The sequence below is a fragment of the Microcoleus sp. CZ3-B2 genome (assembly GCF_036705055.1).
GTDB lineage: Bacteria > Cyanobacteriota > Cyanobacteriia > Cyanobacteriales > Microcoleaceae > Microcoleus.
The window spans coordinates 46,676-61,384 of record NZ_JAUBTN010000007.1 but is presented as its reverse complement, the minus strand read 5'-3'; the positions used below and the strand labels follow the sequence as shown (position 1 = coordinate 61,384).

General features: G+C 45.8%; 15 protein-coding genes. 4 read left to right on the top strand and 11 right to left on the bottom strand.

Annotation, left to right across the window (positions count from 1 at the left end; translation table 11 throughout):
- Positions 1 to 3 precede the first annotated feature (3 nt).
- Both QUA97_RS04815 and QUA97_RS04810 read left to right on the top strand, forming a co-directional pair.
- Complete coding sequence (locus QUA97_RS04815) at positions 4 to 162, top strand: hypothetical protein (protein ID WP_194068852.1); 159 nt, start codon at positions 4 to 6, stop codon at positions 160 to 162.
- A 101-nt stretch (positions 163 to 263) separates the two neighbouring features.
- Positions 264 to 884: a Uma2 family endonuclease gene (locus QUA97_RS04810; protein ID WP_333193507.1), complete on the top strand. Its 621-nt coding sequence runs from the start codon at positions 264 to 266 to the stop codon at positions 882 to 884.
- A 104-nt stretch (positions 885 to 988) separates the two neighbouring features.
- Here QUA97_RS04810 and QUA97_RS04805 read toward each other — a convergent pair whose 3' ends face one another.
- The 6 genes from QUA97_RS04805 to QUA97_RS04780 form a co-directional block, all read right to left on the bottom strand.
- Positions 989 to 2,878 (bottom strand): hypothetical protein, encoded by a 1,890-nt coding sequence (locus tag QUA97_RS04805; protein WP_333193504.1) that lies wholly within the window; start codon positions 2,876 to 2,878, stop codon positions 989 to 991.
- 160 nt (positions 2,879 to 3,038) lie between these two features.
- On the bottom strand, positions 3,039 to 3,713 hold the full coding sequence (locus tag QUA97_RS04800) for a nitroreductase family protein (RefSeq protein ID WP_194068847.1): 675 nt from the start codon (positions 3,711 to 3,713) through the stop codon (positions 3,039 to 3,041).
- A gap of 438 nt (positions 3,714 to 4,151) precedes the next feature.
- Entirely contained in the window at positions 4,152 to 5,135 is a 984-nt protein-coding gene (locus tag QUA97_RS04795; protein WP_194068845.1) for a GntR family transcriptional regulator, read from the bottom strand.
- Positions 5,136 to 5,503: 368 nt separating this feature from the next.
- On the bottom strand, positions 5,504 to 7,069 hold the full coding sequence (locus QUA97_RS04790) for an adenylate/guanylate cyclase domain-containing protein (RefSeq protein ID WP_442922480.1): 1,566 nt from the start codon (positions 7,067 to 7,069) through the stop codon (positions 5,504 to 5,506).
- A gap of 186 nt (positions 7,070 to 7,255) precedes the next feature.
- Entirely contained in the window at positions 7,256 to 8,644 is a 1,389-nt protein-coding gene (locus tag QUA97_RS04785) for an aminopeptidase P family protein (RefSeq protein ID WP_333193493.1), read from the bottom strand.
- A 116-nt stretch (positions 8,645 to 8,760) separates the two neighbouring features.
- Positions 8,761 to 8,910, bottom strand: a complete 150-nt coding sequence (locus QUA97_RS04780) for a hypothetical protein (protein ID WP_333193490.1) — start codon at positions 8,908 to 8,910, stop codon at positions 8,761 to 8,763.
- Between the two features lie 133 nt (positions 8,911 to 9,043).
- Between QUA97_RS04780 and QUA97_RS04775 the strand changes: the two genes are divergently transcribed.
- Both QUA97_RS04775 and QUA97_RS04770 read left to right on the top strand, forming a co-directional pair.
- A complete protein-coding gene (locus QUA97_RS04775) occupies positions 9,044 to 9,487 on the top strand; it encodes a DUF4332 domain-containing protein (RefSeq protein ID WP_194068837.1) in 444 nt (147 codons plus the stop codon).
- Between the two features lie 211 nt (positions 9,488 to 9,698).
- Positions 9,699 to 10,049 (top strand): Spx/MgsR family RNA polymerase-binding regulatory protein, encoded by a 351-nt coding sequence (locus QUA97_RS04770; protein WP_194068835.1) that lies wholly within the window; start codon positions 9,699 to 9,701, stop codon positions 10,047 to 10,049.
- An 11-nt stretch (positions 10,050 to 10,060) separates the two neighbouring features.
- Here QUA97_RS04770 and QUA97_RS04765 read toward each other — a convergent pair whose 3' ends face one another.
- The 5 genes from QUA97_RS04765 to QUA97_RS04745 all read right to left on the bottom strand — a co-directional run bounded on the left by QUA97_RS04765 (position 10,061) and on the right by QUA97_RS04745 (position 14,509).
- Positions 10,061 to 10,477 (bottom strand): GNAT family N-acetyltransferase, encoded by a 417-nt coding sequence (locus QUA97_RS04765; RefSeq protein WP_194068833.1) that lies wholly within the window; start codon positions 10,475 to 10,477, stop codon positions 10,061 to 10,063.
- A gap of 105 nt (positions 10,478 to 10,582) precedes the next feature.
- Positions 10,583 to 11,200, bottom strand: coding sequence for a Uma2 family endonuclease (locus QUA97_RS04760; RefSeq protein WP_194068831.1), 618 nt, complete (start codon positions 11,198 to 11,200; stop codon positions 10,583 to 10,585).
- A gap of 239 nt (positions 11,201 to 11,439) precedes the next feature.
- Entirely contained in the window at positions 11,440 to 13,011 is a 1,572-nt protein-coding gene (locus QUA97_RS04755) for an NAD(P)H-quinone oxidoreductase subunit N (protein ID WP_333193599.1), read from the bottom strand.
- A 331-nt stretch (positions 13,012 to 13,342) separates the two neighbouring features.
- Positions 13,343 to 13,687: an anthrone oxygenase family protein gene (locus tag QUA97_RS04750; protein WP_333193482.1), complete on the bottom strand. Its 345-nt coding sequence runs from the start codon at positions 13,685 to 13,687 to the stop codon at positions 13,343 to 13,345.
- A gap of 303 nt (positions 13,688 to 13,990) precedes the next feature.
- A complete protein-coding gene (locus tag QUA97_RS04745; protein ID WP_194069367.1) occupies positions 13,991 to 14,509 on the bottom strand; it encodes a GNAT family N-acetyltransferase in 519 nt (172 codons plus the stop codon).
- Between the last annotated feature and the right edge of the window lie 200 nt (positions 14,510 to 14,709).

Below are 14,709 nucleotides of genomic sequence, written 5' to 3'. Positions count from 1 at the left end.
GAATTGGGCTCTAGCGTTGCGGAGGGATTGGGAATTGGCCCGCGCAGGGCATTGGGCGAGCGCGAAGCGGAGGGATTGGGCGGAGCGAAGCGGAGGGATTGGGCGGAGCGAAGCGGAGGGATTGGAACTGGTAATATTATGTATGTAGGAACTTGCATTTAGCCTTGTTTTATTGAACAGGCTCTCCGGCATTTTCCACAAGAGTTTAGTTTTTTGTGGGGTGGGGTTCTAGCCCGCCCGGCCATCATTCAGGAGAAATAGCCATGATTCAAATAGCAACTAAAACGCTAACTTTTGAAGAATTTGCGGAATGGAAGCCAGACAACGGACGCTACGAACTGCACAATGGAGAGATTGTTGAAATGTCACAGCCATTAGGAGAACATGAAGAAGTTATCGGTTTTTTAGCAAGAAAATTGACCGTGGAATTCGATCGCCTAAACCTGCCGTACTTCATCCCCAAACAAGCATTAGTTAAACCACTGGAAAACCAATCAGCTTATTCGCCGGACATTCCGATCTTAAATCGCCCAAATTTAGCATCAGAACCTCTGTGGCAAAAGTTTTCAACTGTGACTCAAGGAGCCTCAATTCCGCTGGTTATAGAAGTAGTTAGTACCAACTGGCAAGATGACTACATCAAAAAAGTAGGCGAATACGAACTAATCGGGATTCCTGAATACTGGATTGTGGATTATCTCGGTTTGGGCGGCCGCAGGTTTATTGGCAATCCCAAACAACCAACGATATCGGTTTATCGGTTGGTTGACGGCGAATATGAGGTTAGTTTGTTTCGGGGAAACGATCGGATTGAGTCGCCAACTTTTCCAGAGTTGAATTTGACGGCGCAACAAGTTTTTCAAGCTGGATTGATTGCGGAGTAACTCAGGAATAATCAAATCGAGTCAACAGTTAACAGTCAACAGTCAACAATTCCCCCTGAGTGCAACCGGAATTGATATAACCCTACAATATGTTCAAATCCGGGCTACTTCGGTTCGTGGCTCGCAATCCGCTTGCCTTCGCCATTGTACACCTGCATCGGAATTTTGGCGTTTTCGGCGATCGCCTCCAAAGCTTTTTGCAGCGTTTCAACGTGCTTTTCCACAGCTTGACGAGTCTTCAGGGCCTTCTTGTTTTCCGCTTGGATGAAAGTTTGTTGCAGTTTCTGCACGTAATCGGAAGTCATCTGCACCGCAATCAAATCTTTGCTAACAGTATAGTCGCAAATCTTCGGCTTACCTTTGCAAGTTTTATCTAAATCCGCCCGCGCTTTTTGCAGATTCCTTTCTTCCTTCAACTTTACTTCTGCTTGCTCCAAGGATTTTGTGTAGGAATCAATCAGCGGTTTGGCTTTCTGGGAATAAGCAGTGGCCGCTGGAACTTGCTCGGCATAACTCAAAGCTCTCCGCCAGTATTCCGATGCCTTAAACCATTCATTTTTTCCCTCAAAAATTATCGCTTCCGCTGCTAAACTCACTGCTTGAGTGTAGCCGTTTTCCGAAATTCCTTCAATGTTTTTACGCTCGCGAGCTTGGGAAAGCTTCGTTTCGTATCTCGGAACTAGCAGTTTACCTTGTTGGTAAGATTGCGTATTGCTGGGAATTTCTGATATTATATCCAGGGCTTTTTCCCAACCAGCTTGTACTTGAATCCAACTTTCGGCTGTCTGAGCTACTGCTTCGCGAGCTTCTGCTATTTGGGCCGTATTTTTGGCTTCGATCAAGGTTTTTTGGGCTTGTTTTTCTGTTCCTAATTCCTTGTTTCCTGTGGCTAAATTCTTCCGATATTCCTTGGCTTTTTTCTGAGCGTAGGGATAAACAGGGCTGTCTTGGGGGATTTCTCCGAGTTGGGCGATCGCGCTTTGCCACAGAGCTTGCGCTTCCTGCCAATTCTCGGCAGAATAAGGAGGATTTCCGGTTTTCCTGGCTGCTGACTCCGCGAGGCGCGCGCCATCGATCGCAGAGTTTACATTCTGACTTTGCTGGCGGTATTTTTCCAGGGCGGTTTGAGCTTCGCCGCGATGAATTGACCAAGCTGGAATCGGTTCCAAAAGGGCGATCGCCCCTTTTAACTGTTCCTGCGCTTCTTCGGGGCTGTTAGCAACCTTTGAAGTTTTCAGCGTTCGGATCGAATTGTCGCTCAACTGTTTAGCATTAGCTAGTGCAGGGCATTCTCCGATGACACAGGGGCGACTCAACAGGTAATAACCCCCTGCCAGAATTATCGCCGCCAAGCTGACGATTCCTGTCGCCGCCAGCACAGCCCACGGTGAATACTTTGGTGTTTGAGAAACTGTTACCGCTTCCATATCTAGGGAATTGAAGGGATTTTCTGCAAAATCTCCCGGAATTGTAGCTACCTTAAAGGCGATCGGCTCGGAATTGTTGGAACTCTCAGATAAATCAGGAAAATCTTCATCATCTCCCTGCTCTTTAATATCTGTTTCTAACAGCATTTCCTCCGCTCCATCCGCCGTCTCTGCCGCATTTATTGCTAGCACAATCCCCGTTTCTACTGCGGGTATTTCCTCGACTTTCTTTCGCACTTCCACTGTTCTGGGTCTTGACAAAACAGGGTTGTGCATGGTAAAAGAATGGAAAGCATAGGGCTGTTTTTGTCCGGTAATTTTTAGGCAAAGTCCAATCTGTTCAATAGATTCTGGTTCTATTTCGAGAATAGCCGCTTCTAGCACCGTAAAAGTCGGTTTTGCTTTGATAACTACACTTCGCGGGTGTTCTCCGACAACCGTTAAAGAGTCATCTCTAAAATCGCAACTGATATAAAGCGGTAATTTTTTTAATCCGGCTGCTTGTAAGTGCTTCTGCAACTTGACTTCTAGAATTTGTGCCTTGCTTTGTCGTGCTGCTACTGTCATACTTTGTTCCTCTTTCTGCTCTCACCACTTGCGATTTTAGATTTTAGATTTTAGATTGCGATTTCGGATTGCGAAATTGCGAAATTGTCCGTAGTTCCGATTTGTTTGAACTTGTACCGACTCCTTCAAATCTCAACTCTCAACTCTCAACTCTTAACTCTTAAGTCTCAATTTGCAACTCTTTTCCATAGGTTTCGCTGTAATAAACTTGAGTCACATCAAAACGCCCACCGTATTGTTTGAAAGGTTCTGCTGCATAACCAAGCGGTAGCAAACAGCAAACATCTACTTGTTCAGGAATTTCAAAGGCTTCTTTCACCTTAGCGCTGACAAAACCTTCCATCGGACAACTGTCTACTCCAAAGCTTTTAGCTGCAATCATTAAGTGAGCTACTGCGAGCATTGTATGTCTGTTTGTCCAAGTTTCTACAGAGTCGAAACAGGGACGGTTCTCGAATAATTGCGGGATTGCTTGGCGTATATAACCGGCTAAATTGTCATTCATTGCGCCTGCGGCTTTGCCCAATTCGATGACGGCTTCAGTGTTTTCGGGCTCGGCGGCGCGCCGATCGCCACAACAGATTAACACGATTGGGGCTTCTACCACTTGGCGCTGGTCGAAGGCGCAAGTTTTTAATTTTTCTTTGCTGGCTTCGTCTTCAAGTACGATAAACCGCCAAGGCTGCAAGTTGTAACCGGAGGGCGATCGCACTCCCAAGCGCAAAATTTCTGCCAATATAGCTGAGGGAATTCGATCGGGCTTGAAACTGCGCGCGGCCCGTCGGCTTTCGATCGCAGTTTTAACATTAATTGAGGGTTGGATTTCAATTGGCATGGGTTATTGGTAATTGGTAATTGGTAATTAGTCAGTTGTTGGTTGTCAGTTGTTGGTTGTCAGTTGTTGGTTGTTAGTTGTTGGTTGTTAGTTGTTGGTTGTCAGTTGTTAGTTGTTAGTTGTTAGTTGTTAGTTGTTAGTAGTCATTGGAAATGGGAATTAACTAATGACTGTTGACTGTTGGCTGTTGGCTGTTGACTGTTGACTGTTGACTGTTGACTGTTGGCTGTTGACTGTTGACTGTTGACAGTTGGCAGTTGGCTGTTGACTGTTGGCTAACAATTAACAACAATTAACAATTAATTAACAAATAACAACTAACAAATAACAACTAACAAACAACAAACAAATAACAAATAACAACTAACAACTAACAACTACCAACTACCAACTGCCAACTACCAACTACCAACTACCAACTACCAACTACCAACTGACTTACCCCAAGCCCAACTCGCGCTTGAGCAAATTAATCGACTTAGAGCCGATGTAATTTTCAGAGCATATCAGTTGCGGGGGACGAATAATATCCTCTCGGGCAGCGTTAATGGCAGCTTTTACTGTAGCAAAGCTCGGTTGGTCGCAGAAAATTGTTCTCGCCGATCGCACGATCGAGTTAATCTTGTAGGCATCCGAGAGCAAAGCCGTCATCACCAGCAAATCCTCGCCCCGGATGCTGTGGATGATCACTTCAGTCGATCGCAACATTCCCGGGCTCAAACTGACTAAACCCAAATAACTGTCTTTCGGTAAACCCGTCACAAGCTGGATTTCCTGACCGTAGTCGTAGATGTCTACGGGAATGACTCGCACCGAACGGGGTGCTGCGATGAATTCTGCTTGTCCGATAAAATAGCGACTCGTGATTACAGTTCCCGAAGAGATTTGATCGAGAAAAGTAGCCAACTCTTCCATCGCCACCAACTGTATAGGAATCCGCAAAGCTTGTTCGAGTTCTTTCGCCATCAGCTCGCCCACGCCGATGTCTTCTGCGGGGGCTGTGACGACGACTCGGGCGCTGCACCTGAGCCGCCAGTCAATTTCGGCCAAAAATAATTCCCTGGCTTGGTTGAGCGTACAGCCCTGTCCCAGCAGTTGATCCATACTTTCTTGCACTATTCGGTTAGCAAGCGGGTATTCATTGAGGATCGGGGATTTGAGTTTACTGCCGCCCTCGTGGCCTTGAGCGCGGACGTAAATCCCCGATCCGGCTTGGGCCTCTACAAGTCCGGTATTTTCGAGCTGTCGGTAAACTTTGCTGATGGTGTTGCGGTGCAAACCAGTCTGCATGGCTAGTTGTCTGGTACTCGGCAAGCGGTGTCCGGGCGGAAACTGGCGGGAGGCGATCGCAAACCTGATTTGATTGAATAGTTGAGTGGATGCAGGGATCTCGCTATCTGTTTGAATATGAAATTGAACCATATTAAAGGCTCCGAGGACTTCAACTTAATATTTTTATAACGTCGAGTACCGCGCTTGGGATTGCTTGGATCTCTCTGCGTGTGTATAGCATAATCTGATTTGTTGACAACTGTTGCTGTTGTTTTGCTTGGCAGGCGATCGGGCCTAATGTTTCAGGTACTTTCAAATCTTAGCCGTAGGGTGCGTCAGGCAAGATAATTCTCAATTCTCACCGAAAATTTTAGAACTGACACACCATTTATTCATTAGTTGGTACGTCACAATGAGATTGTGAATTTGTCGCACAAATTTTACACTTCTGACGCACCCTACTTCACTATCCGTTACATCCGTTAAAAAATCCGTTACCGAACTTTCCTGTTCTAAATTTAATCTCCGACTATTTCCATCTCCCTTGCTGTTTTCGGGCCCGTCAGGAAATAAGTCTGCATTTTTCCTTTACCTTTAATCTCGATCTCGCCCCGGTCTTCAAATTCATATTTATCGTGCAGCAAGTTATAAGTATAGTGGCTGACTTGAATACGGCCTGGTATGCCGTGAGATTCCATGCGGCTGGCTGTATTTACCGCATTTCCCCACAAATCGTAAATGAATTTTTTAGTGCCGATTACCCCCGCCACCACCGGGCCGCTATTAATCCCGATGCGGATCGCAAAATTCGCCTCTAGCTTCACATTTAATTCCTGAATTGCTACTAGCATATCCAGTGCCATTTCGGCGATCGCCTCAGCGTGATCTGGGCGTTCAATCGGAATACCGCCCGCTACCATATAAGCATCCCCGATCGTTTTGATTTTCTCTAATCCATGCTTGTCGCTGAGCTTGTCGAAAATTGAAAAAATTTCATTCAGTAAATATACTAATTGAGTGGCGGGCATCGTGGTAGAAATTTGGGTAAAATTCACCAAATCAGCAAAAAGAATAGTGGCTTTTTCAAACTTGTCTGCAATTAGCCCCGGTTCGTGCCTCAACCTGTTGGCGATCGGTTCGGGCAAAATATTTAGCAGTAAATCCTCAGTTTTTTTCTGTTGTTTCCTGAGTGCCGATTGCATCTGCTTACGCTTAGTGATGTCGTGAAAAAATACAGAAATGCCGTCATGACTGGGAAAAGCCCGGACTTCCAACCACAGTTTTAAGGGACGATAATATTTCTCAAAATTCACTCCCACTTGTTTGGCTACAGCTTGATGACACTCTTCATAAAATACCGAACTTATTAAATCGGGAAACTCTTCCCAAAAAGTTTTACCAAAAAGTTCTTCCGGTACGCGCTGCAAAAATTGCGAGGCTTTGTAATTGACGTAAGTAAATCGCCACTGGAGGTCGAGAGCAAAAAAAGCATCGCTCATTCCTTCTAAAAAATTGACAATTTGCTCGTCAGTAGACCGAAGTTTTGCTTCAACTTGTTTTTCCCGGCTCTGGGCGCGCTTTAATTTAGCATAATTAATTCGCAACTCCATTTGGTTAATAATTTGCCTTCCTAACGTCCGCAGCGCTTCTAATTGTTCTGGAGTGAGGTGGCGCGGAATTGTATCTATCGCGCACAAAGTGCCGATCGGGAAACCATCAGAAGTTACTAGCGGCGCTCCAGCATAAAACCGAATATTGGGATTGGCAGTTACTAACGGATTCCCCGCAAAGCGATCGTCTTCTAGAGCATTGGGTATAACTAACAATTCATTGGGATTTAAAATAGCGTGAGCGCAAAATGCTAACTCTCTAGGAGTTTCTGAGGCGTCCAAACCGACTTTTGATTTAAACCACTGTCGGTTAGCGTCTATTAAGCTGACTAAAGCAATAGGAGTGCCGCAAATATAGGATGCTAAAGCTGTTAGGTCATCAAAAGCTTCGTCGGCATCTGTATCGAGAATCTGGTAGCGGTGAAGTGCTTTTAGTCTCTCTTCTTCGTTGCTGGGGAAAGGTGCAACTTGCATCGGCGGCGGCGAGGATATACGGTTGCGAAAAATCCGTCCAAGTCTCCGCGCTGCAAATTTTTGGACTTGCGCTGCTAGTTTTTCAACTAACATCAAAATACCTGTTTGCCAAGCTTTGTTCATCTTTATTTATCTTTTTTCTCGCCTGTTAGAACTGTGGACGATCGCCCGCTTTGCGATCTATCCCTACATACTTACCGCAACTAACTCCTCAATTTCCTGAGCTTTCGCTGGCAATTTCCCTGTTAATACTTCTCTACCCTCTTCGGTAACAAGTATATCATCTTCAATGCGTATGCCCCGGACGTCCGCGAATTTTTCCAACTCGTCCCACTTTACAAATTCTTTATATTTGGCGCGATTTTCAGAGTTATTCAAAATTGCCGGCACTTGATAAAAACCAGGTTCGATCGATACCAGCATTCCCGGACGCAAAACTCGATTCAGCCGCAAAAAACCCAACCCAAACCGACTGCTTCTCGTTCTTCCGGCTGCATAGCCAGCCAAATCGCCCAAATCTTCCATATCGTGAACATCCAAACCGATTAAATGCCCGATGCCGTGCACAAAAAACAGCGCGTGAGCATCCATTTCTACCAAATCTTCAACATTCCCCTGCAAAATACCCAAATCTACCAATCCTGCCGCCATAATTCGAGCAGCTAACAGGTGAATATCTTGATATTCCACCCCCGGACTAATTTTCTCAATACAAGCATCGTGCGCTGCCAAAACTACATCATAAATTGCTCTTTGAGTTGACGAAAATTTGCCCGAAACCGGCCAAGTGCGAGTCACATCTGCCGCCCATCCCATTGATGTTTCTGCCCCGACATCTGCTAGCAGCAAATCTCCTGTTTGTAGCGGATTGTGATAGTGTTCGCTGTGCAGAACTTCGCCCTGTACCGTAACAATACTCGGATAGGCATAGGTCATGTTTTCCGAGATGATGACACTTTCCATTGCAGCGCGAATCCCTGCTTCGATGCGAGCATTTCCTGTGGCCGCCATGCCCGCTTTGTGCGCTGCTACGGTGACAGCGGCAGCTTGACGCAATTCGACCAAACTGGCTGCATCGTGGCTCAGGCGCAGCGATACGATCGCCTGAGTTAATTCTAGATCGATGCCGGTTGGCGCTTTGGACGGTGCAAGGGGGCGATCGAGAATTTGTGACTGTTGCAACAGAGTCAAGCTATCCTGAAGGGCGATCGTGGCGGCATTTGTGGAGCGCGCTTTTAATTCAGTCATGGGGAAAGCAGCATCAGCCCCAATTAATTCAGCAATTTCTGCACGTTTCGGCATTTCTCCATGCCAAAGAGTGCTGCTAGAATCTGCATCATCTAAAAACAATTCTAATTTGCCAGATTCTAAGCGAATCGCAGCATTTTCTAACTGCAAACCCGCAAAATATAGAAAGTGACTGCTGGCGCGAAAAGGAAAAGTCAGCGCCGGATAATTGCGAGGAATGCTGCGCCCAGACCAAAGAATTACCGGAAAATCAATTAAATTGGCAAGTTTTTGCCGCCGTTGGTGTAAAATATCTTTTAACATATCATCAGTCTTAGTAATGGTCATGGCTAACAGCAGATTATTTTGAATTTTGTTGGTAGTAAGGACTTCAGTCCTTTAATTCTCAGTCTTAAAATAAATAAAGTCCTGACTTCAAACGTAGCAGTCATTTTGAAAAAAGTCTAATCTTTATATGATTTCTTGCTATCATCTTGTTCGCAGTGTTTTCGATCGCATTTGCGATCGCCGCCGACAGGAATTTGTTCAGCACAAATCTTGCCAGACAGCAAGGCAACAAAGGCTGAAAGTGTTGCGCGGCAAGTAATTAACATTCCCTGTAGCAACAGGGGCGATCGACCAAAGTAGTCGATCGGGTTTTTGTAGATGTTGTAACAAGAGCGATCGCATCTATTGACGGCTTGATATTTTCGACTTTAAAGTATAAGTAAATTCCCTGAAAATAAGATGAAAATTCCTCACAAAGCTCCTAAAAATTCCGTACAAATACGGGATTGGCCGATCGAACACTTGCCGGGATTGAGCAATGAAAACCAGTCTCAACTAGAACAATGCGGCATCACCACAACCGCGCAATTAATTCGCATGACGAAAACACCGGCTGCGAAAGCATTATTAGCAAATCAATTACACATTAACATTCTATCAGTTAATAAATGGGTAGCGATGGCAGAGCTGGCTCGGATTCCCAGTGTCGGCTGTCAGTATTGCGGGCTGTTGCTGCACGCCGGCGTTGCTTCTGCCGCTCAATTAGCTCAAATGCCCGTGGAGAGGTTGCACCAACAAATCCTGAGACTGCACGTAGCGACAATGCAGCGCAATGATTTGACTCCTTCGGTCGATCGCGTGCAACAATGGATTCAACAAGCTAAATTAGTCAAGAGTCATTAGTCATTAGTCATTAGTCATTAGTCATTAGTTGTTAGTCATTAGTTGGTAGGGGCGGTGGATGGTGCGTGCCCGCCCTCTTAGTCAACAGTTAACAGTTAACAGTCAACAGTCAACAGTCAACAGTCAACAGCCAACTGTCGTTAGTTATTCCCAATTCCCAATCCCTCCGCAACGCTAGAGCCCAATTCCCCATTCCCAATTCCCAAATATTATGTCAATTCAAGTTTACGGAATCCCCAACTGCGGAACCTGCAAAAAAGCTTTGCAGTGGCTCAAAGATAACAGCATCACTTACGAGTTCATTAACACAAAAGAACAGCCACCAACTCGCGAAACAATTGAAAACTGGGTGAAAACTTTAGGCTTTAAACCAATGCGAAATACCTCCGGTCAATCTTATCGTACTTTGGGCGACGACAAGAAAGACTGGACTGGTGAAGAATGGGTGGAAGCCTTTGCTAAGGATGCGATGCTGCTGAAACGTCCGCTGTTTGTGAAAGATGGAACTGCTGTTTTAGTAGGTTTTAAAGAAGATGCAATTCGAGAAAAACTTGGGCATTAAATGAGCTTAATTTAGCTGTTTTTGCGCCGCATAGACTTAATTTCTCCCAAATCGTCCGTGAAACCCCAGCGCTCGTAAAATGGTATCATTTTCGGCAAACAATTAAGAGAAAAACTCTCCACGGCTTGCAATTCGGGATGATTGAAAACTGCATCCATCAATACCGCGCCCAGTCCCATTTTTCTGTGTGTCGGCTTGACAATCACATCAAAAACCATCGCCCTGTAGACAAAATCGGTGAGGACGCGGGTGATGCCAATTAGCCTATCGCCCTCATCGACCAAACCAATGGTAACATCAGTAGCCGCAAGCATTTTCACCACATCCTCCCGCCTCCGCTTGTCGCACCAAAACTCGTTTTTGTACAAATCCATCAAGTCAGAAACCTGACTTTCCGTCAAAGTCTCGACTATGCGGTAGTTATCCATTTTTTACCTCAGAAAAATCAGAGGACTAAATTCCTCACCACCAACCAAATTATTATTGTTTTAGTGTTACCAAGCTGGATATTGCATCACCCAATAGCATGAATTTCATTCCTGTACTTCTGCTTCCTCCGTTTCCTCCGTTTCCTCCGTTTCAAATACTACTTTGTTGTAAATCTCGCTCATCAACATTTGCACTCCCAGCGTAGCGAAAGCAACTATTGCCGATTCTCCCTCATATTCCTGAAACAACCATTGATTCGATTCATTTTTAATATACTGTGCGACTAAAAAATCGGATTGATTGACTAATATATACTCGCGGAATTCAGGAATCGAGCGATAAAACCGAAATTTATCCTCTCTATCGAAATCCTTGGTAGACTTAGAAAGGACTTCCACAATCATGATTGGATTGAGTATCTCGTCGGTATGTCCTTCCGTAAAAACTGGTTCTCCTTCAATCACCATAATATCCGGGTAAGTTCCCCGCCGGTATCGAGGAATCCACAGCCGCAAATCGTTGTGAAAAAGCTCAAAAGGTTGCCCCTCAAGCAAGTTTCCCAAAACTCTACTCAAATTTCGGATAATCCGGCTGTGATTAATTGTGCCACCGGCCATCTCTAAAATTTCTCCATCGCGATATTCATTTCTAAACTCAGTAGTTTCTTCTAACTGCCGGTACTCATCGGGAGTATAAAACTTTGACTTGGTTTTTACTAACATTTTTACACCTCCACTATATTTTATCCGCGTTAATCTGTGTTAATCTGCTTCAATCTGCGGTTAAAAATCATGACTAATAGTATATCACAATCATCGGCGATTTGAATTTGATTACAGAAGACCGGGCGGTTGAAACCGCGTCTATACAAACTCTCACCTGCCTCCGCAGGTTGAAGATATAAAAAAGCGCCTAATCTTTGACAATTAGGCGCTTTCCACTCTTTCAAATCCCACTAAAATCAATCGTTGCGAGACAAGAGATTTGATTCAACTTTCACAGCATAAGTCGGTACAACCTGACTAATTGCCGATTGCAACATGGGAGTTTTGGTGACAGAATCGTTTGCTAAGTTAAACAAAGGATTAGACAAAATCCCAGCCAATGTTGTCGCGACTAAAGTTAGTACGACGCTGACTTGCAAAGGCCGCATTCCCTGAAGGTTCCAGCGAACTTCGGGATAATTCTTCACCGCATCCGACATCTCTTGAGGTTCTTTTACTACCATCATTTTGACGACGCGGATGTAGTAGTAAATCGAAATTACGCTGGTAATTAATCCCAGGATAACTAAGCCGTAAAGTCCAGCTTGCCAGCCTGCCCAGAACAGATAGATTTTGCCGAAGAATCCTGCTAGGGGGGGAATTCCGCCGAGAGAAAGCAGGCAAATACTTAATGCTAAAGTTAGCAGCGGGTCTTTTTGATACAAGCCCGAGTATTCGCTGATTTGGTCGGTTCCTGTCCGCAGGGAGAAGAGGATGATGCAGGCGAATGCGCCTAGGTTCATAAACAGGTAGATCAACAGATAAAATATCATGCTGGAGTAACCGGCTTCGGTTCCTGCAATCAAACCAATCATTACAAAACCGGCTTGGGCGATCGACGAATAAGCCAAAAGCCGCTTCATGCTAGTCTGGGCGAGGGCAACTACATTGCCCAACACCATGCTGAGTATGGCTAAGGCTGTGAATATGAATTGCCACTGCGGCGTAAGTGCGGGGAAAGCTGTTGTTAACAAGCGGATTGCTAGGGCAAAACCGGCGGCTTTGGAACCGACAGAAAGGAAGGCGACAACTGGTGTGGGCGAACCTTCATAAACGTCCGGTGTCCATTGGTGAAAGGGAACTGCGGAGATTTTGAAGGCGATGCCGGCGATCGCAAAAACCAAAGCAATTACCAAACCGAGAGATTGACCGTCATTAACAGTAGAAAGGTTGGCCGCGATCGCATTTAGCGTAGTTTGGCCACCAGACAACCCGTACAGCAGCGAAATACCGTAGAGAAACACCGCCGAAGAAGATGCACCAATTAACAAATATTTCAAAGCAGCTTCATTGGAACGCGGGTCGCGTTTTGTGTAACCCGTCAGCAAATAAGACGAGATACTCAGAGTTTCCAACGAAATAAAAATCATCACCAATTCATTAGCGCCGGAAAGGAACATTCCCCCCAAAGTAGCGCTGAGCAAAATGCAGATAAATTCCGCTAAAGCAGTACCCGTTTGCAGTACGTAGCGGACGGATATCAAAATAGTGACAGCCGTCGTCAAAGCGATAATTCCGCGAAATACCAAACTCAAGGCATCGCTGTTAAAACCGCCCAAAAACGAGATCGTATTAACGTTGTCCCACTGCAAACACAAAGCAGCAACGGCGGCTAGCAAACCCGCAACGGCCACGTAGGGAGTCCAACTAGAGGAACTGCGGCCTACGATTAAATCGCCTACGAGAACCACCAGGAGGGTGACGATGATAATTCCCTCCGGCAAGATAGTTCCAGCATTTAGCTGGGCGGCAAGAGTAGCAAAATCCATATTTTCACGCAGGTTGGTTAGTACAAGCCGAAATGGCTGTAAAGGGCAGCGAATTCGTAAAAATTCTTTACCAAACACCGATTGTAGCGGATTACAGCTTTGCCAGCTTAGTTGGGCGGGTGTTTGTTGCTGTTGAGTCGGCGGGGGAGTCTGCCACAAAAGCGATCGCACTGCGGAAAAATCGCCATTGCGGCCGATCGGGCAAATTTTTTTTTCCTTCACCCCTTGACACCGAGGCAACGTAAGGCGTTTAGGATTGATTGATTGGCGATCGACTCTGAACAGAAAGGACGAAAGGTATGCAACCTGCAACGGGCTGACTGTCGCTTTTTCAAGGGTAACGGAGGGCGATCGCCAAGACTGCTGATGCCGCTAGCGCTGCTGCCGATCGAATGTGATTCCAGATTGTCCAGTTAACAAGGTAGCTCGCCCACAGCCTCGCACCCTCAGCGCTGCCTGGATCGACTTTTGCCAGCGCATCGTTCAGCGGTACATTACAGGCGATCGTCACTCCCACCGTACCGACGAGATACAACAAGCTACCAATCAGCAAATAGATAGCACCTGGTTGATGCCACTGGAATGAGGAGAAAGCTAGAAAAATGCAAGCCGCAGCCGTTCCAAAAAGCGCCGTTATAAACAATGGATTGATGACTGCAATATTGATCGATTGCATGGCCGCAATCCCCTGCGCCGGCGGGAGTCGGCCAAGGGCGTTCATCACGAAGGTTGAGAAGGCGAAAAAGACTCCGGCTATCAGGCCACAGCCCAGTACCGCGAAAAGTTTCAATATCAAAAGCGACTGGTGAGGAATTGTCATAAAGCCTCTTTTGTGGTGCGATGCTCCTGTACCAGAGCAGGTTATTTGAACGGGTATTTGGTTTAAGTAATGCCGTAAGGATAGTCAATTTTAAGGTCAGTCGCTGAATTAAGAATCCCCACGCTTTTAGGCTGGGGAGTGTCAATGAGCTAACTGTCTTTACTGCGGTGCGATCGCCCTTTGATTTTCCCAATCTGCTCGGTTGAGGCGATAAACAAAGCAATCATCGCCGCCAAACTGTCGCGGTTCCACAAATTGGAAACCAAAACGTTGGTAGAAACGGTGGGCGCGGGTATTGTTGGCAAGCGGATCGATGAGTACAGCCGTCACAGCAGAGTCGGCGAAACATCGAGCAAGTGCAAGCTGCATCATTTGTGTGCCGTAGCCTTTGCTCAATTCTTTCTCCTCTCCGATCCAGATGTCAATAGCGCGGAGATTCGCAGCAACATCATCACCCCAGTAGTGACTCTCCTCAAGTGCCGGATCGATAATCTGGATAAATCCGATCGGGCGATTATCGATTTCAGCAATCAATTGCTCTCTCCAGTCGGGAGTGCGATCGAGTTCTATCTCCCAACCCCAATCATCGTTAGTTTTTGCGTCAATTATGTGAGGTTGCTCGTCCCAGCGTCGCAATAAATTTAAATCTGCGGGGGTAGCGGGGCGTAAATTTATCATGGCTTGTTTGCATCTAAAAATTGTTGCAGCTTTGCTGTCGCGCACAAACTATCGCCTCTTTGGCAGACATCTGCAGTTTTGCGAAAGAGGCGATCGCTAAATCACGGAAACCACTGGATAATTATAACTCTCTTTCACCACTAAGCCATCCTTCCATCCAATAGCCAATAGAAAGCTGATTGCTCTTCGTGTCAATTATT